Here is a 25,108-nt window from a genome sequence, read left to right on the forward strand (position 1 = left end):
CTGCGCGACCAGCCCCAACGGCGCCGCAGCATCCCCACCCACGGACATACCGAGCGCACGCCCGACTTACCAAGCACGAACACGCGGCCCAGCCGTGAGCGGGGAGGAAACCCATGAAGATCTTCCAGCCGATGCTCTTCGTCGGCCTGGGCGGCACCGGCGGCCTGGTCGGCGCCGAGCTGGAACGCAGGCTGCGCGCCGAACTGTGCGGCCCGGACGGCTCGGCCCTGAGCAACCGGCTCAGCGGCAACGCCCCCTACCAGCTGCCCGACTGCCTCCAGTTCGTGTACGCGGACTACAGCGAGTCGGACCTGATGCGGCTGCCGCAGTTCAACGTCGACCCGTCGCTGCGCGCCGCCTACTCCCGCACCTCACGGGCCACCCACGACCTGCTGCCGAACTTCGACAGCTCGCCCGAGGTCACCAAGATGCTCCGGGCCAGCATGCGCGGCGAGGTCGCCGACTGGCTGCCTCCGCGCACCGACGAACCCCGCGTCACCCCGCTCCACAACGGCGCCGGGCAGTTGCCGACCGTCGGGCGTGCCGCCCTGTTCGCGACGCTCCGCCACGGCCTCAACCCGGTGCTGACCCCGCTGCTCCAGGCGATCGACGCGATGGCCAGAGCCGGTGGCGAACTGGCTGAGCTGGGCGGCGGAAAGGTCACCGGCTGCGATGTGTTCGTCGCCTTCTCGGTGGCCGGCGGAACAGGTGCCGGGATCTTCCTGGACTACCTCCACCTCATCAACCACGCCTTCCAGCTGCGCCGGTTCAACGGCGTGAAGATCTACCCGCTGGTCGTCATGCCGTCCTCCTTCAACTCCGCCACCGGCGGCGGACGCGAGGCCGAACTCAACGCGGCCCGCGCCCTCGTCGACCTGTTCCGGCTCGTGGACGGGCAGAACGCGCCGACCGAGGGTGCCGAGATCGGCGACCTCGACCAGAGCGCCGGGCTCGGCGTCCGCTACCCGGGCACCCAGCCGATCCGGCTGCGCACCGGCATCCTGCCCACCTCGTTCCTGTTCAGCCCGACCGCCGGTATCCGCGCCGACGACCTGCGCCGCTCCATCGTGTCCCTGGTGATGTCGCTGATCGGCACCGAACTCGGCGACACCCGCACCCGGGGCCGCACCACCGTCAGCGACGACGACTTCCAGACCTTCGCCGCGAGCTTCATCAACCGGGGCGTGCACCGCAGCGCCCTGTCCCCCACCGGCATCGGCCGCCAAGGCGTCTCCACCAGCCTCGTCGCGTCGATGACCGTCCCCATGGACCAGCTCGCCGACCTGGTCGCCGGCCGGATGCTGCGCGAGGCCGTCTCCGACCTCGTGGAACGGCCCCGGACCTCGCTGCGCGAGACGACCGTGCCGATGATCCGGCAGCTGTTCGCCGACTCCCACCTCGAAGAGCTGTGGGAGCGGCGGCAGTTGCCCGTCCTGGACCCCGAACCGCTGCCGCGCGGCGGCAAGGCCGTCGAGGCGGCGCTCGGCGAGCGCCTCTCCGACATGCAGCGGCTGCTGGCCGACCTGCGGTCCGTCACCGAACGCTCCGCCGCCACCATGGCCGACCGGTTCTCCCCGCGCCCCGCCATCGACAAGCTTCTCCTGAACGTGGACCCCTTCCACGCCGACCGCGTCGTGCGCGGCGTTCCCGCCACCGACACCGACGACCCGATCGCCCGCCTCGGCTTCCTCGGCATGCTCGACAACCGCTCCCGCGCCCCGCAACGCCCGCCGGGCATGACCGACCAGCCGCCCAAGATCCCCCGCATCAAGGGCCGGCTCGCCGGCATGTCACCGGCCCGCTGGGGCGACGACGACGTCCAGGCCGCCCTCCAGGAACAGGATGCCTGGTACCAGTGGCGCTGCCGGACCATCTGGCACGAGGCCTGGCGCGAACAGCAGCAGCACTGGCGGGCCGCCGCCGACACCGCCGGCGCGGACATCGCCCGCCTCGTCAACGCCTTCCGCGCGCACAGCGACCAGGAACGCAAGGTGTCCGCGCAGAAGGGCCTCGAACTGTACGAGGACCGCACAGGAATCTCGTACCTCCTGCCGCCCCAGCGCACCCTCAACCACTTCTACGAGGACCTCGTCACCAGGCTGATCCGCCGCGAGGGCCTGCGCGAGACGGAGGACGCGGCGGCACTGCTGCTCAAGCTGGTCGACGGGGAGACCTGGCGTGACGTCCACGCGCTCAGCAGGCGCAGCCCCGACAGCGCGGTGTCGGTCGTCAAGGCCCAACTCGAGGGCCGCATCACGCGGTTGTTCGCCGAGGGCGGTGAACGGCTCGAGGAACGGCCCCTGTTGCCGTCCATGAGCACCCTGCTGGCCGCAGCCGCCGGCGACTCCGACGCCACCGACCAGGTCAGCAAGGAGGCCCTCGACCTGTTCGGCCGCAAACTGACCGGGCTGCTGCCGGTCGGCTTCACCCCGGAGGGCACCGGACCCCTGCGGGTGCTGGTCACCTACCCGCGCGTCGAGGCCGTCGACGAGGTCGAGCAGTACCTCGGCAAGGCGCTGCGCCTGCCCTCCGACGCGCGGAACTCCGTTGAGTACAGGGGAGTTGAGAGCGACTCGGTGACGGTCGTCCTCTTCCGCAGCGAGATGAGCCTCACCCAGGTCCCCGAGGCCCGCAAGGTGCTGCGCCAGTGGGCCAGGGCCAAGGACAACGAGCAGGCCCAGGACGTCCTGCGCTGGCGCCAGCGGCTCGGCTACCGGGACAGCTGGATGGTCAGCGGCGAGGAGGACCGCCGCGTCATCCTGCACCGGCTGCTGTGCTGCATGTGGAACGGCCAGGTCGACGTCGTCGACGGCGAGACCGCGTCCCCGGACCGCGTCCGACTGCGTCTGCACCCGGAGCAGGGCCCCCAAGTACCGGGCGTGCGCCTACGGTTGGGCGACTTCCCGGGCGGTGTCTCCAGCTGGGCGGAACTTCTCCGCTCCTACGAACGCTGGACCGTCCTCGACGACGAACGCACCGTCGAGGACTACTGCCGCGAACTGATGGGCGCCCAGCCGACGGGCCTGACCCGCAGCGGCAGCGAGCCGCACCCCCTGTTCGTCGAACTCGTCGAGAAGATCGCCCCACGCCAGCTGGAACTCCTCGCGGAACGCCGCGAACGCGACGGCGAACGCGTCGAGGGCTGGGTGCGGCCCCTGTGGGAGTTCTGGGCGGAGACCCTCCCGGCCGCCCTGGACACCGAGTTCGGCGACCAGCGCGCGGTCCAGCCGACCCTGCGCACGCTCCTCGAACACGTCCGAGGAGGCACCCCGACCGCACGCCGCCGCCCGCAACGGGAGACCCCCCGCCGCCCGGCCGACGACGAGGACGACTGGGGCACGACACCACCCCGCACCCCGAACCCCGAACCCGCCGACCGCACCCGCCGCACGTCGGAGGACGACTACGAGGAGCGGTACGACGACCGCGGGCGCGGCGACGAGGGCCACAGCGGCAGGTCGCGCTTCTCAGCAGAGGACGACGACAACTCCCGTGCGTACGGCGGCGGTTCACGCTCCGCAGCCGGGGACGGCGACACCCGCGGAGACGGTCGCCACCGCGACGACTACGGCACCGCGGGCGGCTACGGGAAAAGGTCACGCACCTCTGCCGAGGACGACGACAACACCCGTGCTCACGGCGGCGGTTCACGCTCGGCAGCCGGAGACGGCGACACCCGCGGAGACGGTCGCCACCGCGACGACTACGGCACCGCCGGCGGCTACGGGAAAAGGTCACGCACCTCTGCCGAGGACGACGACAACACCCGTGCTCACGGCGGCGGTTCACGCTCCGCAGCGGGGGACGGCGACACTCGCGGAGACGGTCGCCACCGCGACCGAGACCGCGATGACGACTACGGCACGGCCGGCAGTTACGCCGGCAAGTCGCGCTTCTCCGCCGAGGACGACGACAACTCTCGTACGCGTGGAGCCGGTTCACACTCGGCCCCCGATGACCCCGACGCCGACGACTACGGCACCGCAGGTGCGTACCGCGGCGGGTCACGGTCCTCCGAGGAGCGTGACCGGCGTGACGACGGGCGGGTCAACGGGTCCCCCTACGGCGCGGAGCGCCCCTCCGCCCCCTGGGACCAGCCCGACGACGATCCCGACGCACCTCACCGGTACGAGCGCCGGGACGGCGACAGCTCTCCCTGGGACGGAGACGCCCAGTGAGCGTGCCCCCGGGCTTCGGCCCTGTCGTCATCCCGCTCGACCTGCGCGCCGGGGCGGCGGAACTGGACACCGCCCCCGCACTGCGGGCCCGCGTCGCACGCCGGCTCGCCCAGGCCGGGCAGCCGGAGCCCGAGGACCCGTTGTTCCTGGTCACCGACACCCCGGCCGGTCTCACCGACCACCAGCGCCAGTACGAACTCCTCGCCGCCTACCGGGCCGTGGGCGAGGTCAGGATCCTGGTCCTGCTGGTGGGCAGCGCGCCCGGTTCGTACGCCGGCGAGGACGAGGCGTTCCGCCCCGACCGACGGCTGCTGCGCCCCGCCGTGCTGCGCAGTGACCGTACGGCGATCCTGTGGGCCGGCGACCTGCGCTCCGCGCGCACGGCGGCCGAGCATCCCGCGCACGACGACCCCGACGCGCTGTCCGTCCTGGTGGACGTGCTGTCCGTACCGGACGTCTACCAGCGCGTCCTGACGGACCTGACCGCACTGCCCGACGCGGTCGCCGCACCCGGCGTACGCCTCCTGGAGCAGGATCTGCCACCCGACGTACGGGACAGGGCCTGGCGCGACGCGCTCACCCGCTTCGCCGGCCAGGACACCGACCACGCCGCACCGGCGGCCGTCGCGTTCGGCGCCGATCTCCCGGAACCACTACGGGTGTTGGCGGCCGGCCGAGGCGGACGCGATCAGCGGCACCGGCAGCCCGGCGGCCTGGCCGACGAGGCCTACCGTGCCTGCGCGGACGCCCTCGACTACGCGGACGAGGCGCTGGCCGGCCTGCGTACCCTGCCCGGTCTGCTGCGTCCCACGCGCCGGACGACCTTCGAGGCGGACCTGGACCAGGCCCGCCAGGCCCTCGACGACTACCAGGCACTCGTCCGCAGGGCCCTGACCAGCGGCACCGGTTCCGGCACGGCGTCCTCGACCGCCGAGGCGGCTGCCCAACTCACCGAGCTGGGGCTGCGGTTGCCCACAACGGAGGGCATGCGCGACCGGATCGGCGAGGGCCTGCGCGAATACGCCGAGAAACTCCTCGGCCAGGGCCTCGCCCTGCGCTCGATGGCCCAGAGGTTCACGGCCCTGGCGGGCCGAGTGGAACCGGTACCGGGTTCAGCGCTCCTCCCCAAACTCGCGGGGTTCGGTTCGGAGGCGGTGGCCAGGGAGTCCGGAGAGCCGGGCGACCCGGTGCGCAGTCCCTTCGCGGCCGGAGCGGTGGCCGCCGTCGCGGGGCTGCTCGGCGCACTGTGGCAGGGCCCCACGCTCGCGCTGGCCCTCATCATCCCGCTCCTCTTCCTCGCCGTCGCCCTCCTGGGCGCATCCCGACTGCGCGGCGCAGGCCGACCCGGCCGGTGGGCCCTCGGCCCACAGCTCGCGGCCTGGGCCGGCGCCCTGACCGGCGCACTGGTCGCGCACGCGACCGACCCCGCGCCCTGGCTGAGCACATCCGGCCTGCTGCTCGGCCTGTGCGCGGCGGCCGAAACAGCCCGCCGCCTGTGGCGCGGCGCGGCCGACGCGTGGGCCCCGGGCCACGCCACCGCCGCACTCCGCCGAGCCCTGGCCGGCCTCGACGCCCTGCTCGCCAAGGGCGTCCAGGAGCACTGGGCCGTCGAGGAACGCCTCAACTGCGCCGACGCGGCCCGTTCCGTCGCCGGTGTGCTGCGGGCGACGGCTGCAGCGGCGGAGGCCGAGGCGGTCCCCGAGCCCGAGCGGGCGGCGACCGTCGGCGGCCGGGGCGGCGCCTACGACACGTACGGAGAAGGGGAGTTCGCGGCGGACGACTGGCTGTCGAGCACCCCGGACGCGTTCTCGGGGACCGGCGACGGCCCCGCCGACGACAAGGGCGACGACGACTGGATGAGCGCGTACGCCTGGCCGGACGCCCCGTCCTGGGACGACCCCGCCGACGCCACGGACCCGGCGGACGACGCCGACACCCCCGTACCCCCCAGGAGGCCGCACTCCGCCCAGCCCGACGCCGCGCGGCCGAACGGCGTCGACCGGACACCGCTCTGGCTGGACCGGGAGACCGCCGAGGGCGGCCCGGAGCTGGTCGCCACCCTCACCTCCGACCTCGCCGACGCCGCCATGGAGGCGATGCGGTCCTACTGGGGCGCCGTGGAACGCGGCCAGGCGGGCACGCTCGCCGCGACCCGGATCGAGGGGCGCGTCGCCGAACTCCTGTCGACGGCTCGCAGGCACCTCCGTGCCAACGGTGTGCTGGCCGCGCCACCCTTCCCCACCGCCCGCCGCACCCGGCCCGCCCCGGCGAACCTGCTCGGCACCGACCCGCAGGTGCTGGCCGGACTGGTCGGCGCGGAGACCGACCGGCAGGCCGTCGTCCAGCTGTCCTCACCCGAACAGGGCTCGCTGCTCAGCCGCGACCCGGGGGCCGCGCTGTGGATCAGGTTCGCGCCGCTGGCCGTACGCGACGAGGTCGAGAAGGTCTGGCGTACGAACGGTTCGGGCCGGCCGGAGGAGGTGGAGTGGACGTCGTCGGGACGGTACGCGGGCCTGCTGCGCCTCACCCCGCTGCGCTCGGGCGTGGTCGACACCTTCCGCCCCCGCCACGACAGCGACGGGGACGGACACGACGGCCCGTACGACAGCCCGTACGAAAGCCGGTACGAGAGCCGCTATGAGAGCTCGTACGAGAGCCCCTACGGCGGCGCCCACGACAGCGCCCACGACGGTGCCTACGACCGAGGGGACGGCGACCGCTGGTGACCAGTGCCACCCACCCCAGGCCGGAGCGACCCGAGCGGTCGGCGGGTCCCGAGGGTCCCGCCGACGCCAAGCTCGGCTTCAGCACCCCCTCCGGCCGCCGCCGGGTCGCCCGGGCCCGCTTCGGCCCCGAGTCGCGGCGCGACCCGCAACTGCCCCCGCTGATCCGCAACGCCCTCCTCGACGACCAGGGCCAGGGCCAGCGCTGCGTACAAGTGCGCCTCTCCGCCGCCGACGCGACGGAACCGGCCGCCCGCGCCCTCCTCGACACCGAGGCTGGCACCGCGCTGCGCCTGCACCGGCTCGTCGAGGGCACGGAGTACGCCCCGCTCTTCCCCCGGCTCATCGGCTACGAGCTGGACACCGCCGAGCCGTTCCTCCTGTACGACCCGCCGCGCGGCGCCACCGCCGCGAAGACCCACGTCATGTCGTCCACCGACCAACGCGTCCTCACCCGCGACCTGATGCTCGCCCTGTGCCTGCTGGACGGCCAGGGCCTCGTCCCGCGCGGCATCTCGCCCGCCACCGTGCTCTGGGACGGCACCTCACTCCAGCTCTGGGGCCTGGAGGGAGTCGTCGGCACCGGCCGCCCCCGGACCCCGTGGGGCCGGGCCCCCTACTCGTCCCCCGAACAGCGCCGCGGCGAGGGCGAGGTCGACTCCCGGGACGCGGTGTGGAGCGCGGCCCAGGTGCTCTACCGCCTGGTGACCGGCCGCCCCGGCCACCCCGACCGGGCCCCCGCCGACCTGGCCGAACACCGCGTCCTCGACGAGACCCTGCGCGAGGCCTTCGCCCCCCGGGCGAGCGCCCGCCCGACCCCAGCCCAGCTCCTCGACCTGCTGTCCCCGGGAACAGCCCGCCGCACCACGCTCACCCCGCCCGCCGAGGAGGCCCGCCAGGACCGCGAGGTCTTCGAACAGGCACTGCGCGCCAAACGGCAGGCACCCGTGTCCCCCCACCCACTGGGGGCGGGCGCGGGATCGGGATCGGGATCAGGTGCGGGCGCGGGCTCGGGGCTCAGTGAGAGCGAGGTGCTCTGCCCCTACTGCCTGGAGACCATCCAGCTAGACCTGAACGCGCTGTACGTCACCGACAACCGGATGCAGTACCAGCCCCTGAACCTCGCGGGCATCGGCAAACTGCGCCGCCAGGACGTCATGCGGGGCGCCGTCCAGAAGTGCACGGCGGACCCGGACTTCCAGGAGCACTACATCCCCGTGCCCTACCTCACCTACGGCCGCCCGCTGACGGTGGCGATGGTCGGCCAGTCCTCCACCGGCAAGAGTCATCTGCTGACCCAGATGATCGCCGAGATCACCGACGGCGGCCTCGAACCGTTCGGCCTCACCTGGCAGTCCGTCAACCCCGAACAGCATGCCCGCTTCGTACGGGAACGGGTGCAGCCCCTGCGCAACAGCCGCGTCCTCGACCACACCACCGGCGTGGGCCTGGACGGCTTCGCCCGGTTCGTCGAGTCCCTTCTCATCACCGACGCCCGCGGGCAGGTGCGCCCGGTCGCCTTCTTCGACCTGGGCGGCGAGGACCTCGTACGGACGGACTCGGCCCTGCGGTTCCTGCTCGGGATCGACGCCCTGGTCTTCGTCGTCGACCCCGTACTGGCGCTGCCGCTCCCGCAGTTGGACCACGCGAGGGAACGCGGGGGCGTCGAGGTCAACCGGGACGGGGACCTCGCCTTCGCGACGGTCCTGGACCGGCTCCCGAAAACCGGCCCGTACCTGGAGGTGGCGGCCACGATGGTGCTCGCCAAGGCCGACCTGCTGCGCTTCCAGTCCCCGGTCGACCGCTGGCTGGGCCGGGGGCCCCTCACCGCCCTCGACCCGGTCCAGCTGCGCGAGGAGAGCCAGGACGTCCACACGTTCCTGCGGCGCCACGCGGGGCAGGCCTGGCTGCGCCCGTTCGACGCGATCCGCCGGTGCACGCTGCACGTCGCGTCGGCCACCGGCGGACAGGAGGACCAGGGCCGCTATCCGGCGGGGGCGGCACCCCGGCGCGTACTGGAACCCCTGCTCTCCCTGCTGGCGATGCACGGCCTGATCGACGTCCCCGGCGGCCCGGACGCGTTCGCGCGGGGCGAGGCGGCGGCCTGGGAGGCGGTACCGGCGGACGGGCCCGTCTCCGCCTCCGCCGACGGGGAGTTCGGCGTACCGGGCGTACCCGGGGCGCGCGGAGCCGGCGGGCCCGGACGGGAACAGGGCCGCGAACCAGGACGGGAACGGGGAGGGGAAGAGAAGTGAGCGAGTTCAGCGAATCCCAGGGGACGTCCTCGATGCTGTCGGTGCCCTCGGTGGATCAGATCGTCTTCCGGTGGGAGGGCAACCTGGGCGGCCGGCAGGGCACCGGCATGAAGGCGGTCGCGCACTCCTGCCCGGCGGAACGGGCCGAGCAGTTCGGCCGCGACCTGGGCGCGTTGCTGTGGGTGTCCGGCCCGGGCGCGGCCCGCCCCAGCGTCGTACGCACCCTGTCCGGCGACGGCAAGGTCATGCTCGTCCAGCGCTGGCCCACCATGGACCGCACGGGCCGGCCCAGCACGATCAGCCATGTCCTGGTGGGCGCCCCCGGCACGCTGAAGACCCGGCAGTGCCTGGCTCTGGCGTACGGCGGCTGGGGCAACCGGAAGTCCGCGGAAGCGGCGACGGGCTCGAAGTCGAAGATCGAATGCGCGACGCTCGACACTCTCGTGCTCGATCGGCTGCCGATGATGCAGGCCAGGCTCGAGAAGGTGCGGGGCGCCCTGATACTGGCGACGGCGGAGTGGCTGCGCGACCCGGCGCAACGGGTGTCGTTCCTCGTCGAGGGCGAGGAGGAGACGAGGAGGAAGGGCAGGCTGCCGGGCTGGCCGAACCAGGACGACGCCCCGCTGGTCTACCTGGGCCTGTTCCTCCTCTTCCACAACTGGCCGGGCCACGAGTGGACGTTCGCGACGTACGACACCGTCGACACCCACCCCCTGCGCCTGACGTCGGTCCCCCGCTGGGAACAGGACACCGGCGGCCACGGCCCCCTGGCCAGGATCATGGGCGGCAACACGACGGACCCCCGCTTCGAACACCAGGCGGCGTCCCGCCTGGTCGACCACCTCCTCGCCCACCCGTACGCCGCGGCGGGCGTACCCCAGCTGGCGGGTGAGCTGAGCGACGGCGCGACGATGGACTGGGAGCGCCGAAAGGACCTGCTGAAGAGGATCCTGAGCCCGGACCGCCGCCGCGCCGACACCGTCCGCGCCGACATGGGACGCCCGGACACACCAACAACACCGATGACACCAGCTACACCGGCAGCACCGAAGGACCTGCTGCCCCCCGCCCCACAGCAACTGCCGGAGCGCCCAGCCGGGTACGAGGAGCAGCGAGCCCCCTACCAACAACCCCAGCCCCAGCCCCAGTTCCAGCCCCCGCCGCCGTACCGCGTCACACCGCCGCAGCACGAGGAGCCCCAACCCCCGTACGCCCACGACCCTCACCCCACCCACGACCCTCGCCCCTCTCACCATCGCCACCAGCTCCCTCACCTCCCCCAGCTCCACGAGGACCTGCGCGACCACGAACGCGGGGACAACGCCCAACGCCACTACCTGATGGCGCAGTTGCGCGAACTCCCCGACGACGTACTGCTCCACGAACTGCGCTCCGGCGAACTCCCCCCGGACTCACTGGAGTTGCTTCTCACCGAACTGGGCACCCACCAGCGCCTCACCACCCGCTCCCCGGAGATGCAACACGCCCTGTGCGAGCACGCACTCAACAAGAACCTGTACCTGACGCCCCACGGAGGACCCGGCGGCCCCATGTCGGGCGCGGCCCAGGCGAGCCGGGCGGCCCACCTCTTCACCTGGGCCGTCGCCCCGCTGGCCCGCGACAAGCGCTATCAGCCCGACCTGCATGAGCTGATGCAGCTGATGAGCCGGTCCCCCCACCCCATCGGGAGCAACTGGCTCGAGCAGAGCATCCTTTCGCCGCCGCACGGCAAGGTCCCCGACCTCCCGCCATCGGTATGGCGACAACTGCTGCACGACGCCCTGACCCGCGAGGAGAAACCCCAACCGGCCGCCGTTCCCCCGCCGCCCTCACCAGTCGCACCGGAATCCCCGAGCTCCATGTCCCGCCTCTCCGAGCTGTCGAACAACGTGGGTTGTGTGGTGGGGGTGAGCTTCGCCGTGATCGTCGTACTGATCGCGATCGCGCTGATGGTGATGTGAGGGAGCTGGTGTGAGGCGGCTACGCTGACCGTCGTTTTCAGGACAGCGGCGGACGGGGAACAGCACATGCCCAGCAGGAAACGCCTGATGGTGGCCGGTATGTCGATGGCCCTCGTGGCCGCCCTCGGCGCATGCGGGAGCGGTGGCGGTGGCGACGGCGGTGACGACGGAAAGGTCGCGGACCGGGTCACCGGCAGCGACCAGACCATTCCGGACCAGGCGCCGACGTCGACGTCAACCAGGGAAACGGTCACCGGCCTTCGCGAAGCCGTCCGCCACATCGCCCGGAAGACGGCGAGCGCCACCCGCCCCCACCTGGTCAAGAAGTGCAAGTCCACCAAGGGCTCAAAGGGATCGAAGGGCACCCGCAAGTGCTCGACGGTCCGCAACGGCACGGAGACGTACACGCGGGTGATCCGTCAGGAACGCTGGTGCGTGAGCCTGGACGACGTGAACGGCGACACCGCGAAGGACGCCGTCTGGTACCAGGTCACCCACGCGACGTACACGAAGGTCAGCGGTGTGGAGCGGCTCACCAAGGTGGAGTTCGCACCGGAGGCCACGGGCTGCGACCGGTGACGCCCGGCTCCCCCAATTAGACAGCGAGTCAAGTTACTCAACCGTAACCTTACGACTGCTACCCGAAGTAACCGACCAGTAGGTACGGTCCAGGCGAACTACCCGGTAAAGGAGAGGCCACTGTCGGCCTTGCTTCCCTGCCGTCAACTCCTGCCCCCCGCTTCACAGGAGGTTCGCCATGCCCGCACGCAGACGGCTCCTGGCCGCAGCGCTCACCGCTGCGACTTGTCTGGGCGCCCAGATCCTGTCGTACGCCGCCACAGCCACAGCAGCGGACGCCTCCCCCACGGAGACGGTCGTGTCCCGAGGCGTGGAGATCCCGGCGTTCTACACACCACCGACCACCCTCCCCACCCCCAACGGCGCGCTGATCCGCACCGAACCCCTCCCCCTGGCCCTCTCCCTCCCCACCCTGGACGGCCCCCTGCCCGGCCGGGCGACGCGCCTGATGTACAAGTCCACGGACTCGAACGGCGCCCCGGTCGCCGTCACCGGCGCGTACATCGAACCGACGGCGCCATGGAAGGGCGGCGGCCCACGCCCGCTGGTCGCGGTGGCCCCCGGCACGATGGGCCAGGGCGACCAGTGCGCGGCTTCCATGGGCCTGGAGCACCCACTGAGCCTCAACGGCCGTACGATCTCGGTCGGTTACGAGGACGTCGCCATCTACCGCCTCCTGGCGACCGGCACCGCGGTCGTCGTCACGGACTACGCCGGCCTGGGCGCGACGGACCGCCTCCACACATACGTCAACCGCCTCGACGAGGCCCACGCGGTACTGGACGCGGTACGCGCCGCACGCTCCCTCCCCGGCACCTCACTCACGCCCGACTCCCGGGTGGGCCTGTTCGGCTACAGCCAGGGCGGCGGAGCCACAGCGGCAGCGGCGGAACTCCAGCCCGCCTACGCCCCCGACATCACCCTCGCCGGCACCTACTCGGGGGCCCCACCGGCCGACCTGACCGCCGTCACGGAGGCGATCGACGGCAGCGAACTCTCGGGCGCGCTGGCCTGGTCGCTCAACGGCTTCCTCCAGTCGGACCCCACCCTGAGGCCGATAGCGGAGGCCCACCTGAACGCGAAGGGCAAGGCGGCCCTGACCGACCTGTCGACGATGTGCGTGGGCGACGCCCTGCTGGGCTACGGCTACACGAAGAGCACGAAGTGGACGACCGACGGCAAATCCATCTCCGACATCATCGCCTCCACCCCGGCCCTCCAGACCTTCCTGAACAGCCAGCGCATCGGCACTCTCACCCCATCGGGCCCGATCCGCATAGCGACGGGCATCAGCGACAACCTCGTCCCACACGGCCAGGCCCGCCAACTGGCAAAGGACTGGTGCGCGAAGGGCGCGAACGTCACGTACAGGCCGGTGATCCTGCCGAACGTGATCAGCCCACTCCTCAACCACTTCACCCCACTACTCACAGACCAGGGCAACGCGGTGAACTGGCTGACGGACCGCTTGTCGGGCAAGCCGGCGAAGTCGAACTGCGGGACGCTGCCGATCCTGCCGTGAGGCGGTGAGGCGGTGAGGCGGCGGGTCACCGACAGGCGGGCCGACGGGCGGGCCGACGGGGGGCGTAAGCCCCACAGACCGGCCCGCCTGTCATGATGAGGCCGTGAACGAGTCCGCGCTTCTTGACCGACTGGACAGAGCCCTCGACCGGGTAGGACCGATCCCGGCCGCCGTCCTGCTCGCGTTCGGCATCGATCGCTATCGCGACGGCGGCTCCATCGGCTGGCCGATCGGCGGTGCGGTGATGCTGCTGGCCAGCTTCTGGGTGATCTACCGAGGAAGGGCGCGCAGCAAGAAGAGGGACGCCAAGAAGCCGTAGCCCTCGCTCCTCCCCACCTCGGACGGGCTAGTCCGGCGCGCTGGAGCTCGCCGCCCGACCGAGGCTGAGGAACAAGGCGTGTCCGTCGGCCGAGAGCACGCGCGAGATCGGCAAGATCGGAGACGTCCATGTGCGGTTCGGGCCAGTTGCCGGCCACGGTCACGCCCGCCCCGGGCGCGCATCGCCAGCCGCTGCGCACGCCACGAGTGCGGCTCCCCGGGCGTCACCTGTGACCACCGAACTCGTACGCATCGCGGTGGTCGGAGACTGCCCCGTCTTCCGGCACGGCATCTCGCAACTCATCGGCACCGCTCCCGACCTGCACCTGGTCGCGGCCGTACCGTCGATCGAGAGCGCGGACGGCGGCCTGCGCGGCGCGGAGGTCGTCCTGATGGACCTCCAGCAGTCCGCCCCGAAACTCGCGGCGACGGTGACAAAGCTACGGAGAAAGGGCCACGCCGTCCTGGTCGTGTCGTCCTCACCGCAGGTCGACGCGGTCCAGGTGATCCAGGCGGGCGCGAGCGGCTACGTGAGCCGACAGGCGGAGGCGATCGAAGTACTGACGGCGATCCGGACGGTGGGCTCCGGCCACGGCTATGTGTCCGCGCCGGCCAGCCAACTGGTGGGCCGCTCCCTCCGTTTCACGGACCGGGAACAGGAAATCCTGGGCCTCCTCGCGAATGGCGCGACAGACAATGAAATCGCCGATGCCTTGGGAATCAGCAAACACACTGTGCAGTCTCACCTTGACCGAATCGGCGAGAAAACAGGCTCTCGACGCCGCCCCGACCTGACCCGAATCGCCGTCGAAAACGGCCTCACCTGCCTGGATTAGAAGCCAGCTGTGGGTAGTTCTACCCCGTTGGCAGTGGGTAATCGTTACCCTTGACCTCCACCGACTGATCCAAGACCGTTGAGGAGACCACTGACGTAAAACAGGGATCAGCTGGGAGAGATCATGCGCAATCGTCTCGCAATCCTCACCGTCGCTACGCTGCTGCCTCTGACGGCGGGGGCCTCGCTCGCGGCAGCCAGTCAGGCGGACGCGCTCGCCCCAATCGGAAAAGTTACGCTCACTGGGACAGTCGAGGACTGCGATAGCGACTCTTCCCCCACCGACGTGAAGATTAAGGCGGGGACCGAAACGAAGGTCGACAACTCACTCGCCGGAAACAGCAACTCGTACTCGGTCACCTTCAAGAAGATTCCCACGGGCGGCACCGCAACAGGCAAGGCGACGGTGACCTGCGAGGACGAAACCACGTACAAGGCGGCAAATTTCACGATCAAGGGTTCACCCAACACGTCCACCGTGAAGCAGAAGCAGAACCTTGAGCCGCAGTAGCAACCGGTTAGTCGATCGGGCCGGGTTTCGCGACGGCGAGGCCCGGCCCGACCTTGCTCAATAGTGGAGTAGAGCCCTTACAGTGCCACCGACAGCCGAGCCGCCGACCAGCACAATCCCCTGCGAGGGGCGCGCTTATGAGGGACTATCCGGGCCCTCCACCCGCGACACCTTGACCTCCAAGCAGTTGTCGCCTTCCGCCGTCCACTCCTGCCCTCCGCCATGGAGAGGGCGCAGCAGATACATCCCGCCCCGCACGTCGGTGACGATGACGCGTTGCCCCGCCTCATGGTCGTACACCTCGTCCCCGACCCACACCCTGCCGTTCTTCACACTGCCTCCTCACATCGCAGTTCGCCCCAGACCTGCTTGCCCCAGCGGTAGAGATCGGTGCCCCAACGCTCGGTCACCGCGTCCATCAGGACCAGCCCTCGTCCCCCCAGCAACAGTTCTTCGCCGTTGGACTTCGTGATCTCCGGCATGGTGCGGGACTTGTCGACCACGCCGATCCGTACGTTCCGCTCGCTCGGGCGGGAGATGACGACCCGGATCAGACGGCTGTTCGTATGCTTCACGGCGTTGGCCACCAGCTCGGAGACGAGGAGCGTCCCGGTGTCGGCCAACTCATGCAAGTGCCATGCGGCCAGCGCCGTTCTGACGAGTTTGCGGGCGACCTCGGCACTCTCCTCCAGGCAGGGAAGGGTCTCGGAGTATCCCGGATGCCCCGTGGGGCGTGGCTGCGCTGACACGATCATCTGGACCTCAGGGGTGTCGGTGTACGACGGCCTACCTCCAGTCAACTTGCCCTGCGCCCGCCCGAACCGTAGAGCTCGTAACACGGTCATGATCGGTGTTTCTTGAGGCGTCTCCCCAGCACACCAGGGCGCAGGCCAACTGAGCCGAGGCGTCGCGGCGTTCGGTTCGGCCTTCTCAGCGGACGGCGAGGCGCTTGAACTGGTGGAACAGGGCGAAGGTCTGCTTGACGACGTAGCGGAGTTTGTCCAGACCCTTGATGTTCGGCGTGCCCTTGAAGAATTGACGGCTGCCTTGGGCCGGCTCAGGGGGCAAGCCGTGCTATCTGGCTGCAGGGAGCTCCAGCGGGTACATCTCACGCCTCGCAGACAACAAGGAGGCGGTGCAACTCGGCCTGGCAGGCGATTGATCAAGGAAGCCCGGGTCGTACTGGATGGTCGCATCTGGCCCCCGGGCGAACTCCAGTGGCTGGCCGGCCAGTTGACCGAGGCCCTTACCAATGTGCACCGCATCGCGGAGAGCCAGGGCGCGCGCCTGCACGTACCCTCCTGGGACGATTCCGACCTGACAGACGATGACGATCACGACGAGGACGACGACAGTCCCGGACGTCGTGCCACCTGGGGCTGTCGGGTGACCTTCTCCCCTGTCCGGCCTCCGAATACAGTTCTTCCGCCGAGGCCGTTGTGATCGAAGGGCCATCGCTGTGGGACGTGCACAGGCACAAGCCGTATCTGGTGTCCTGTCTGCTGCGGGTTAGAGGGCTGCTGGACCTGCGCACACACGTATCGGGTGGCCTGTCCCTCCTGAGGTGTTCGAAGCCGGGGACTACTACTGGGTCAACGGTGGCGACTGGCGTCCGGAGGCCGAGCGGGAGCCTCGGCCGCGGACTCTGGAAGAGCTGTGGGAGGTCGAGTTGGTCCATGAGGCCGGTACCCACTCGATCCTCGACGTCTTCCATGTGATCGGACCGGATGACACCCCGGACTACAGCACCGTGGAAGCAGTGACGGCCGAGGAGTCCCTCGAATTGCTGGGGGTGGAGAAACTGACCCGATCGCACGTCAAGGACTTCGACGTGTTCCCCAGGCAACGCTGGTTCGGACGATGCGCGGTGCTGCACGACGACGAGGGCAAGCCGCAAGAGATCTACTTCTGGGGGCACTCGGGCGACTGAACCACCACGAGCCCGCGTTCCATGAGCTGACCGTCCACCGCGATCCACCCCTGCCCGCTCAGAGCAGAAGGTCGTCGGGCAGCACTCGGAATGCCTTGTGGCGGCCCAGCGGTCGTACGGCGCGGAAGTCGCGCCGGTCCAGGGTGAGAATCGCGTCGGTGTCGTAGTCGTTGGCGAGTGCCACGTTCACCGCGTCGGCCAGGTCCAGGTCCAGCGCACCGTATCTTGCGCGGACAGACTGAGCCGCGCCCAAGTGGGCCTCTGTGATCTCCGGCAGGACTACGCGGCCTCGGCTCATCCAGCGTCGGATGTCGTCGACCGCACTCAGGGCGGCTGCGCGCCCGAGTTCGCGTGTGGCTACGTGATCGAGCTCGGCCAGGAGAAGTGGAGACATGACTAGGAGTCCCGCGGCCAGGATCGCCTCGTTCGCCGCCGCGTGCTCGGGGTGCGTCGCGTCAAGCGCGGCCAGCAGGCCGGATGTGTCGGCGATGACGATGATCACGTAACACTTCCCGGGCCCGGATCGGCGTCCAGCCTCGTCTGTGTCTCCCTGCGGACCGCGTCGGCGATCGTGTCGCGGACCTCGGCCTTGGACAGCGTACGGCCCGAGCCGTCGAAGGTGCGCGAGAACAGAGGCTCGTCCCAGACGCGGTTCGCCATGGCCGCGAGGTGGATCCCCTGGCGAATGATCTCGGCCTCGCTTATCCCTCGGCGCTTGGCGGCCTCTTTGATGATCGCCAGGTCTTCGGGGTCGGCGTAGACGTTCGTGCGCTTCATGGACATGTACCTAACGTAGTCCATGTACCAGGGTGGTGTATGTCCTCGTTGGATGGTGTTCCGCCGAGGGCGCGAGCCGCAGCCGTGGGCAGTCTGGCATTCTCACCGCGTTTCGAGGGCTGCATTTTGGCCACTGCGCGAGCTCCGATCGACGCTCCTGCCAGTCTGTGGGGGGGTCCGTCATGGTCGAGACCATCCATTGGCGCTGTCACGTGCACGCGAACGACCGGCTCGCCGCCGAGCGGATGGTTGGTCGTCTTGCGGCTCGGTTGGATCGAGCCGTTGAGCTCGAGCGCTAATGAGCGGTACCGCAAGTTCCCAAGCTCGCCGTGTTGCGGCTCAGCCCAGTTCATATCGAATCGACCCGATTCCACGATGCCCGCTCAGGAAGGCCACGCCGCCAGAAGGTCCGCCGGGCCGTACTCCGCGTCGAGGCCCGTGCAGTCGGTTCCGCTGCGCGAGATCGCGATCACGGGGATCGTGTCGGGTGTGAGCAGGGCGCGGTGACGCAGGAGGGCCGACAGGTCGTGGCGGTCGAAGGGGGCGTTCTCCAGCCACTTCACCGAGCCGACGAACAGCAGCTCCTTGGCGATGGGGGCGCGGTCGGCGCCGACGACGTCGATCTCCACGTCGTTGGTACGGGTCCAGTAGGCGCCGATCGCGGGAGCCGCGGGCAGGTGTGTGTCAGGCAGCAGGCGGGCCAGGGCCTCGCGTACGAGGGGTTCGACGGCGCGACCGCGCCAGCTGGTCCAGTTCTCGCGGATGCGGCTCAGTGTCAGATCCCCCCTGCCCCGTTCGATCTCTTCCATCGCGGGCCCGAGGAATCGCAGCCAGAAGCGGAGGTAGGGGTCGGCGACCCGGTAGCGCCGGTCTTTCGAAGGCCCCTGAGACACGGGGAGTTCGGTCGCGACCACCCTCTTTTCCGTGAGAGCCCCCAGCGAGCGCTGGAGCGGGGTCGATCCGATGCCGCCGGCCGCCCGGGCGATGTTGGAGAAGGTCCGTTCCCCGCTTCCGATCGCCGCCAGCACCGCACTCGCCTGCGTCTGCTGTGGGAACTCGGCGGCGAGCGACCGTTCCGCCGAGACGAGCAGTGCGGACACCGGATCGTTCAGCGCCGCCGACAGGAAGTCCCACACCCCGGCGCCGTGCGGCCACTCCGCGCAGATCAGCGGGAGCCCGCCGGTGATCAACGCCGCGTCGAACGCCTCGGCCGGGCCGAGGCCCAGCATCCCGCCCACTTCAGCCGGATTCAGGGGACCGAGCACCATTTCCCGTCCGCGCTGGTGGAAGGGGCGGCCGTAGTTGTTCAGGGCCTCCATCATGGAGAGGTCGGAGCCGATGAGGATGAGCAGAACCGGCCTGACCTCCAGCACTCGGTCCCAGGCTCTCTGCAACGTGCCCTCGAACGCCCCCTCCGCGTCCATCAGGTACGGCACTTCGTCCATCACCACAACGCTCGCCCGGTCGGTGGGCAGCGCTGCCGCGAGCACGTCGAAGGCGTCGTCCCAACTCGCCGGACGGGCCGAGGCCAGCAGGCCGGCCGACGGAAGGTTCGACGCCGAAGCGTCGCGGCCGAGCCGCTGGAGATCGGCCTGCGGTGATGCCCCCGTGGCCGCGTAGAACAGGAAGGGAGCGCCGGACCTCTCAGCGAACCGTTCGACCAGCCGTGACTTCCCCACCCTTCGGCGCCCCCGCAGCATCAGGCACCGCCCGGGCCGCTCCCCACCGACACCGGCCGAGACCTTGCCGAGCTCCCGGTTCAACGTATCGAGCTCGCGCACCCTGCCTACGAAATCACCCACGCCATTGCCCTTCGCCGTCCCATCGCCCAGACTAACTAACATCGATGTTACAAACATTGATGTTAGTAACATCGATGTTAGCTCGAAAGGGGGACGGGGAGGGTGAGGTAAATGGCAGACAGCCCCAGGTCAGTGACCTGGAGCTGTCCCTGGAGCTGTCCGGGCAACGCCCTATCCCCCGTACGTCACACACTCACCCCTCAGCCGAACGTCACCACCAACCGCCCGTCCGAAGCGAACGACCAGTGCAGTCCGCCCGTGTACGACGAGCAGCGGGAGCCGTTTGTGCCTGACCAGAACTGGTTCGTCGTGTCGGCGTTGCCGATGATCCGGTCGTTCGAGCCGCTGCCGCTTCGGCATGACGTGTTCGAGCGGAAGACCGACGTACCGCCGTCGAAGCTGAAGTTGCGTTCGGCGTTGTCGATGCTCACGTTGTCCGACACCGACATCGTGCCGGGGTTGCTGTTCCACGTGAAACCGTGCTTGCCGTTCTTGTAGGCGATGCTGCGCCGCACGATGTGATTGACGGCGATGTCGTCGCCGCCGAGCTTGTAGCCGTTGCGGTCGCCGTTGCCGGCCTGGGAGCCGTCGGTGAGCGTGCCGTTGTTGTAGGCGAGGGAGTCCTCGACCGTCACCGGGCCGATGGGGCCCGTGTCGGTCTTGGTGTAGAGGTCCCAGCCGTCGTCGATGTTGTTGTGCGAGACCGCGTAGCGGAAGACGTTGCCGGCGCCGGTGGTGAGCTTGGCCGCGAAACCGTCCGCGTCCTCGCCGTCCGAGTCGGCGTTGTCGTGGGACTCGGCGCTCAGGATCAGGTTGTTCGCCGGCCAGTCGGCGGCCGGGGTGGTCGAGGCGATGCGACCGAGCTGGAGGCCCGTGTCACGGTTGAAGCGGGTCACCGTACGCTCGACGATGTTGTTGCTGCCGCCGACGTAGATGCCGTTGTCACCGGCCCGTTCGACGATCAGGCCCTTGATGTGCCAGTAGTTGGCGTTGAGTTGCAGGCCCCGGTTGGACGAACTCTCCGTCTGCGCCGAGAAGTTGAGGACCGGGGTCTCGCCCGGGTAGGCGGCGAGCGTCGTGCGTGCGGACGTCGTGCCGTTCTTGCCTACCGGGATCGTCACCGTCGAGGCGTAGTTGTACGTGCCTCCGCGGACGTAGATCGTGCCGCCCGCGGTGATGCGGCTGATCGCCGAGGTGAGCGTGGTGGGCGCCGATGACGTGCCCGCCGCGCTGTCCGTGCCGGACGGGGACACATACAGGGCCGACGCGCTCGGCGGGGGCGTGGTACCGCCGTCCGGGACGTTCGCGTCGAGGTAGTCGATGTTGGGGAGACCCGCCGCGGCCGTCGGGTTGAGGCGGATGGTGTTGCTGCCCGCGACCACCGGGACCGTCAGGGTCTTCGTCGTCCACGCCGTCCAGGTGCTGGTGCTCTCGAACGACGCCGTCGTGACCGTCGTACCGTTCACGATGACGCTCACCGGCCGGACGGTGGTGGTGCCGTTGGCGAAGCGGACGCTCAGTGTCGCCGTGCCCGATGCGGGTGCGGATACGGTGAACTGGGCATACGAGCCAGCCGAGTTGGTGCCGTTGCAGAATCCGCTGCCGGAGTAGCCGGTCCAGTCGGAGTCGATGGTGCCGGTGCAGACCGACGGTGAGGTCTCGGCCTCGTAGCGCGTCGTCGCGGCCTGTGCCGTGGTTCCGGACAGCGCGACGAGTGTGCCTGCCAGCAGGCTGACGCACGCCATGACTGGTCTCAGTTGCATCGTGGTTCTCCATCTCCAGGACGGGAGGAACAGCTGTTGGGCCGGACCGGATTGGAAAGCGCTTTCTCTCGGAAGTTAGGGGGGTAGTCCTGGACACGTCAATAGTCGTGTACTTGATCGTTGTTCATATGGATGGACGATTGGAGGGCCGTTGAGGGGGGTTGAGGGGTTTTTCAGTCATCAGGTGGGGAGTAGTTCCACCTCTTGAATGTCGCTGGGTCGAACGTCTGACCGTCCGCCCGGGCGGGCCGACACAACCCATGGCGTGCCTCGGCCGTCTCACATGGCGTCACAGAAATCCGTAAACGCCCCAAGTCCCCATGTGAATCCGGAGGTTACCCACATGCCCTCTGCCCCCGGCGGCCGACGGACGTCCCGTGTCGCGCCCGCGTCGTTTCTGGCGCTGACGCTGGTCACCGCGACCGGACTGGCGGCCGTCCCGCTCGTGCTGGCCGGTACGGCGGGTGCCGCGACGGCGTCCGCCAAGGCCGAAGTCTCCTTCAACGACCGGGAGTTGAGTTACACGGCGGCTCCTGGTCAGAGCAACAAGCTGACCGTCACCGAGTCGTACGCCAACGACACGGACATCACCTTCGCGGTCGACGACGTCGTACCGATCAGCGTCGGGCGCGGGTGCGCGTATCCCAACCCCGCCGACCACACCAACGTCCGGTGCACCGTCGTCACCGTGGACAGCCAGAGCCCGTACGCCGTCCTGCGGATGGACCTCGGCGACGGCAACGACGTGGTCGACTTCACCAACAGGACCGACCAGGCCTACTACTCCAACTCGATCTTCCTGGGCGCGGGCAAGGACATGCTGACCGACCGGGGCAGCGTCGACGCCAACTACGTCGAGGGCGGGGCGGGCGACGACACCATCAGCGCCGGCCCGGCGTCGTTCGTCCGCGACGGTGACGGCAACGACACCATCACCACCACCGGCGACATCGCCGAGGGCGGGAAGGGCAACGACGTCCTGCGCGGCGGTGCCGGTGGCCAGAGCCTGAGCGGCGAGGACGGCAACGACACCCTCTACGGCGGAACCGGCGACGACGTCATGTACGGCGGCAAGGGCAACGATGTCCTGTGGGGCAACAGCGGCATCGACCAGATGTGGGGCAACAGCGGCGACGACAAGCTGTACGGCGGCCCGGGCAGGGACGTCCTCTCGGGCGGCCCCGGCAGGAACGTCGTACGCCAGGACTGACGACCGCAGGATCGACGACCACAGGACCGACGAGCACAGGGCTGACGACCGCAGCCTTCAGCACTCCCAGCACTCCCAGTACGGCGAGAGGCCCCGGAACTTCTTTCTCCGGGGCCTCTGGTGTGCCGGTCTGCGGTCGGTCGGCGTCTACTGCACGTCGATCAGGCCGTGCGGCGGTACCTTCACCGTCCGGGCGCCGTCCGTGCCGCCGAGGATGACCTTGCGCAGGGCGACGTTGTTGTTGAGGTTGGACTCCTGGAGGCGCTTCTCCGGGTTGGCGATGACCTGGATGTAGTACGTGCCGTTCGGCAGCCCCGTGATGTCGAACGACTGGCCGGGACGGTACTGGGTGTACGTGTCGCCGGAGCCGACGTCCAGGACCTCGCGGACCGACAGCGCGCTCTTCTCACCGCACGCGGTCGACAGGTCGGTGTTGTAGGGGTGCCAGTTGGCGTTCTTCACCGTGTAGTCGATCGCGTCGGTGTTGGCCAGGCAGAACGCCTCCTTGCCGCTGCGCACTTCCTTCGTCTGGTCGGCGCTCAGGAGGCGGTAGCTCGCGAAGTCGGTGAAGTGCCAGTGCTCGTGGCCGATCCGCGGGTCCCACTCCATGGTGCCGGTCGGGGTGTAGCCGACCTGCTTGCCGTTCGCGTCGTAGAAGTACTGGTAGGCGTCCATCAGGTCCTTGCCCAGCCGACGGAAACCGTCGACGACCAGCGGGGCCGGGCCCGCGTTCCAGACGTTCGCGCTGAACGCCAGGTAGTCCTTGCCGGCTACGTCCCCGTCCTCGCCGTCCGTGACGGCGATGTCCCACGCCGGCAGTGAACGCAGGTCCGGCTTGGGCACGTTGGCCGGTACGCCCGCCCTGCCCGTGGGCCGCTGGGCGGCGGCCTTCAGCGCGGGCGCGACACGCGAACCGTCGGTGTGGCCCGGGCCGTCACCCAGGTGGTGTGCCATACCCCGGTCGACGAGCGCGTTGGGGAAGGCCGGCAGGGTGGGCATGTCCGCGCCACGCGGACCGTAGTGGTGCGACGACGCGGGCGGGGCGGACTGCAGGGCCCCATGACCTGCATGGGCTCCATGACCGGCATGGGCTCCATGGCTTCCGCCGTGGTGGGCGGAGGATCGCGCGGTCAGGCCGACGCCGCCTCCACCTTCTCCGCCCCCTTCACCCTCGTCGCTCGGCGGCAGCACCGTCACCTTGATCGTCGGCTGGTCATTGGGGATGCCGAACAGGTCGCGGTACTTCTTCCCGACCGACACCTTCGCCGTGTACTCGCCCACCGGCAGATCGACCGGCTTGCTGTAGTCGATCGAGCTGACGTTGGCCGCCCAGCCCTTCTCGATGCCCCAGATCCCGCCCAGCGTGAACGGGTTGCCGGAGCAGCTCTCCGGGAAGTGCGAGGTCGCCGGGCCGTCCGGGCGGATACGTCCCGAGGCGTTGTTCGGGCAGAACGTGCCGCTGTTCTTCGCGACCTCCTGCCCTGCCGCGTTCTTGAACGACACCTCGAGGAACCCGGGCAGGCCCGCGAAGTCCTTCACCATTCCGGCGGGCAGCTTCTTCGCCTCCGCCTTGCCGTTCTTGCGGGTGATCTGCTCGGCGACCACCGGATCGTTGTACGACTTCCGGGTCACCTTGAACTCGAGCGGTACGTCGTCCACGGTGATGTACGTGCCGAGGTCCACGTAGACGCCGGGTTCCCCTTCCCAGCGTTGGGTCGTGACGGTGTCCGTCGCGGCCACGAGCCGGAGTTTGGGCTTCGTGGGCGCGGCGCCCGAAGCCGCCCCCGCCCCCGGCGCCGCTCCGGCCACCGACACCACGACGGCCAGTGCGGCCCCCGCGGCGAGTGCGGAATGCTTCAGGCGGCTGCCGTTGCGTTCGATCTGGTTCCTGATGCTGGCTCTGCTGTGCTGCTGAGTGGTCATCGGTTCCTCGTCTGTCTGCCGGCGCCATGGTCAAGTGGCACCGGACTGGACACAGCCCACGACCGGCCGACCTACGAACGAACGCACCCCACGCGTCCAAGCCATGTCTGTGAGCAACCTGTGAGACAGGCGAATTGCTGCCGGGGTTGCTCAGCGAGCAGAAATTCAACCGAAAGCGGTCCGCAGCGCTTGGCTGCGGGTTCAGCAACCGCCGGGTTCAGCAGCCGCCGGGGTCAGGAACGGGGGGTTCGTCGACAGGGGGTTCGTCGACAGGGGGTTCGTCGACGGCAGGCGGTTCGTCGACAGGAGGCTCGTCGACAGCGGGCGGCTCATCGACAGGGGGTTCGTCGACGGCAGGGGGTTCATCGACAGCAGGGGGCTCGTCGACAGGGGGTTCATCGACAGCAGGCGGCTCGACGACTACCGGCGGCTCGTCAACAGGGTTGGGCTCTACGGGAGTTGGTGTGACCGGCTCCGGGTCCGGGTCCGGCATCGGTGTCCCGACTGGCTCCGGGTCTGTGACCGGGGCCGGGGCGGGTGCCGGGGTCGGCTCCGGGTCAGGGGTCGGTGCCGAAACCTCCGGTGTGACCGGCGGCTCAGCGACCGGCGGCTCCTCAGCGGGGGGCGCCTCAACGGGCGGCGCCTCACTGACCGGGGGCTCTTCAACCGGCGGCACCTCCACCGGAGGCTCAGTGACCGGAGGTTGCTCCACCGGAGGTTCCTCAACCGGCGGCACCTCCACCGGAGGCTCAGTGACCGGAGGTTGCTCCACCGGAGGTTCCTCAACCGGCGGCACCTCCACCGGAGGCTCAGTGACCGGA

General features: G+C 69.9%; 20 protein-coding genes. 11 read left to right on the forward strand and 9 right to left on the reverse strand.

Features of this window, described 5'->3' with window-relative positions:
* Positions 1 to 113: 113 nt before the first annotated feature.
* The 9 genes from PV396_RS18640 to PV396_RS18680 all read left to right on the forward strand — a co-directional run bounded on the left by PV396_RS18640 (position 114) and on the right by PV396_RS18680 (position 14,882).
* The gene (locus PV396_RS18640; protein WP_319205894.1) at positions 114 to 4,178 is read left to right on the forward strand and encodes a tubulin-like doman-containing protein; all 4,065 of its coding nucleotides are present in this window, start codon (positions 114 to 116) and stop codon (positions 4,176 to 4,178) included.
* A complete protein-coding gene (locus tag PV396_RS18645; protein WP_319205895.1) occupies positions 4,175 to 6,904 on the forward strand; it encodes a hypothetical protein in 2,730 nt (909 codons plus the stop codon). Before PV396_RS18640 ends, PV396_RS18645 begins: the two co-directional genes overlap by 4 nt.
* Positions 6,898 to 9,156: a hypothetical protein gene (locus PV396_RS18650; RefSeq protein ID WP_416071439.1), complete on the forward strand. Its 2,259-nt coding sequence runs from the start codon at positions 6,898 to 6,900 to the stop codon at positions 9,154 to 9,156. The genes PV396_RS18645 and PV396_RS18650 overlap by 7 nt, the downstream gene beginning before the upstream one ends.
* Positions 9,153 to 11,117, forward strand: a complete 1,965-nt coding sequence (locus PV396_RS18655; RefSeq protein ID WP_319205897.1) for a hypothetical protein — start codon at positions 9,153 to 9,155, stop codon at positions 11,115 to 11,117. Before PV396_RS18650 ends, PV396_RS18655 begins: the two co-directional genes overlap by 4 nt.
* Before the next feature lie 66 nt (positions 11,118 to 11,183).
* On the forward strand, positions 11,184 to 11,696 hold the full coding sequence (locus PV396_RS18660; RefSeq protein ID WP_319205898.1) for a hypothetical protein: 513 nt from the start codon (positions 11,184 to 11,186) through the stop codon (positions 11,694 to 11,696).
* 178 nt (positions 11,697 to 11,874) lie between these two features.
* Positions 11,875 to 13,218: a lipase family protein gene (locus tag PV396_RS18665; protein WP_319205899.1), complete on the forward strand. Its 1,344-nt coding sequence runs from the start codon at positions 11,875 to 11,877 to the stop codon at positions 13,216 to 13,218.
* Positions 13,219 to 13,321: 103 nt separating this feature from the next.
* The gene (locus PV396_RS18670) at positions 13,322 to 13,537 is read left to right on the forward strand and encodes a hypothetical protein (protein WP_319205900.1); all 216 of its coding nucleotides are present in this window, start codon (positions 13,322 to 13,324) and stop codon (positions 13,535 to 13,537) included.
* 229 nt (positions 13,538 to 13,766) lie between these two features.
* Positions 13,767 to 14,372 carry a response regulator transcription factor gene (locus PV396_RS18675; RefSeq protein ID WP_319205901.1) on the forward strand — a complete coding sequence of 202 codons (606 nt, stop codon included), beginning with the start codon at positions 13,767 to 13,769 and terminating at the stop codon, positions 14,370 to 14,372.
* Between the two features lie 123 nt (positions 14,373 to 14,495).
* Positions 14,496 to 14,882: a hypothetical protein gene (locus PV396_RS18680; RefSeq protein WP_319205902.1), complete on the forward strand. Its 387-nt coding sequence runs from the start codon at positions 14,496 to 14,498 to the stop codon at positions 14,880 to 14,882.
* 135 nt (positions 14,883 to 15,017) lie between these two features.
* Here PV396_RS18680 and PV396_RS18685 read toward each other — a convergent pair whose 3' ends face one another.
* From PV396_RS18685 to PV396_RS18695, 3 genes are all read right to left on the reverse strand, one after another.
* Positions 15,018 to 15,215 (reverse strand): hypothetical protein, encoded by a 198-nt coding sequence (locus PV396_RS18685; RefSeq protein ID WP_319205903.1) that lies wholly within the window; start codon positions 15,213 to 15,215, stop codon positions 15,018 to 15,020.
* The gene (locus tag PV396_RS18690) at positions 15,212 to 15,727 is read right to left on the reverse strand and encodes an ATP-binding protein (RefSeq protein ID WP_319205904.1); all 516 of its coding nucleotides are present in this window, start codon (positions 15,725 to 15,727) and stop codon (positions 15,212 to 15,214) included. Before PV396_RS18690 ends, PV396_RS18685 begins: the two co-directional genes overlap by 4 nt.
* Positions 15,728 to 15,812: 85 nt before the next feature.
* Entirely contained in the window at positions 15,813 to 15,950 is a 138-nt protein-coding gene (locus PV396_RS18695; RefSeq protein WP_319205905.1) for a hypothetical protein, read from the reverse strand.
* 496 nt (positions 15,951 to 16,446) lie between these two features.
* Here PV396_RS18695 and PV396_RS18700 point away from each other — a divergent pair, with 496 nt between their 5' ends.
* Positions 16,447 to 16,812, forward strand: coding sequence for a hypothetical protein (locus PV396_RS18700; protein ID WP_319205906.1), 366 nt, complete (start codon positions 16,447 to 16,449; stop codon positions 16,810 to 16,812).
* Positions 16,813 to 16,870: 58 nt separating this feature from the next.
* Here PV396_RS18700 and PV396_RS18705 read toward each other — a convergent pair whose 3' ends face one another.
* The 4 genes from PV396_RS18705 to PV396_RS18720 all read right to left on the reverse strand — a co-directional run bounded on the left by PV396_RS18705 (position 16,871) and on the right by PV396_RS18720 (position 21,154).
* Positions 16,871 to 17,314 carry a PIN domain-containing protein gene (locus tag PV396_RS18705; protein WP_319205907.1) on the reverse strand — a complete coding sequence of 148 codons (444 nt, stop codon included), beginning with the start codon at positions 17,312 to 17,314 and terminating at the stop codon, positions 16,871 to 16,873.
* A complete protein-coding gene (locus tag PV396_RS18710) occupies positions 17,311 to 17,595 on the reverse strand; it encodes a CopG family transcriptional regulator (RefSeq protein WP_319205908.1) in 285 nt (94 codons plus the stop codon). Before PV396_RS18710 ends, PV396_RS18705 begins: the two co-directional genes overlap by 4 nt.
* 377 nt (positions 17,596 to 17,972) lie before the next feature.
* On the reverse strand, positions 17,973 to 19,391 hold the full coding sequence (locus tag PV396_RS18715; RefSeq protein WP_319205909.1) for an ATP-binding protein: 1,419 nt from the start codon (positions 19,389 to 19,391) through the stop codon (positions 17,973 to 17,975).
* A 200-nt stretch (positions 19,392 to 19,591) separates the two neighbouring features.
* Positions 19,592 to 21,154 carry a carbohydrate-binding protein gene (locus PV396_RS18720; RefSeq protein ID WP_319205910.1) on the reverse strand — a complete coding sequence of 521 codons (1,563 nt, stop codon included), beginning with the start codon at positions 21,152 to 21,154 and terminating at the stop codon, positions 19,592 to 19,594.
* A 343-nt stretch (positions 21,155 to 21,497) separates the two neighbouring features.
* Between PV396_RS18720 and PV396_RS18725 the strand changes: the two genes are divergently transcribed.
* A complete protein-coding gene (locus PV396_RS18725; RefSeq protein WP_319205911.1) occupies positions 21,498 to 22,364 on the forward strand; it encodes a calcium-binding protein in 867 nt (288 codons plus the stop codon).
* Positions 22,365 to 22,511: 147 nt separating this feature from the next.
* Here PV396_RS18725 and PV396_RS18730 read toward each other — a convergent pair whose 3' ends face one another.
* Positions 22,512 to 24,287 carry a lysyl oxidase family protein gene (locus tag PV396_RS18730; RefSeq protein WP_319205912.1) on the reverse strand — a complete coding sequence of 592 codons (1,776 nt, stop codon included), beginning with the start codon at positions 24,285 to 24,287 and terminating at the stop codon, positions 22,512 to 22,514.
* Between the two features lie 217 nt (positions 24,288 to 24,504).
* Positions 24,505 to 25,108 (reverse strand): hypothetical protein (locus PV396_RS18735; RefSeq protein ID WP_319205913.1); only part of this gene is annotated, 604 nt, incomplete at its 5' end.

Source organism: Streptomyces sp. ME02-8801-2C (genome assembly GCF_033793965.1).
Lineage (GTDB): Bacteria > Actinomycetota > Actinomycetes > Streptomycetales > Streptomycetaceae > Streptomyces.

Bases quoted from the DNA above. Each gene is read 5' to 3' on its own strand.
- PV396_RS18730 (WP_319205912.1), bottom strand. From the start codon at position 24,287: ATGACCACTCAGCAGCACAGCAGAGCCAGCATCAGGAACCAGATCGAA.
- PV396_RS18640 (WP_319205894.1), top strand. From the start codon at position 114: ATGAAGATCTTCCAGCCGATGCTCTTCGTCGGCCTGGGCGGCACCGGC.
- PV396_RS18680 (WP_319205902.1), top strand. From the start codon at position 14,496: ATGCGCAATCGTCTCGCAATCCTCACCGTCGCTACGCTGCTGCCTCTG.
- PV396_RS18660 (WP_319205898.1), top strand. From the start codon at position 11,184: ATGCCCAGCAGGAAACGCCTGATGGTGGCCGGTATGTCGATGGCCCTC.
- PV396_RS18710 (WP_319205908.1), bottom strand. From the start codon at position 17,595: ATGTCCATGAAGCGCACGAACGTCTACGCCGACCCCGAAGACCTGGCG.
- PV396_RS18665 (WP_319205899.1), top strand. From the start codon at position 11,875: ATGCCCGCACGCAGACGGCTCCTGGCCGCAGCGCTCACCGCTGCGACT.
- PV396_RS18725 (WP_319205911.1), top strand. From the start codon at position 21,498: ATGCCCTCTGCCCCCGGCGGCCGACGGACGTCCCGTGTCGCGCCCGCG.
- PV396_RS18690 (WP_319205904.1), bottom strand. From the start codon at position 15,727: ATGACCGTGTTACGAGCTCTACGGTTCGGGCGGGCGCAGGGCAAGTTG.
- PV396_RS18720 (WP_319205910.1), bottom strand. From the start codon at position 21,154: ATGCAACTGAGACCAGTCATGGCGTGCGTCAGCCTGCTGGCAGGCACA.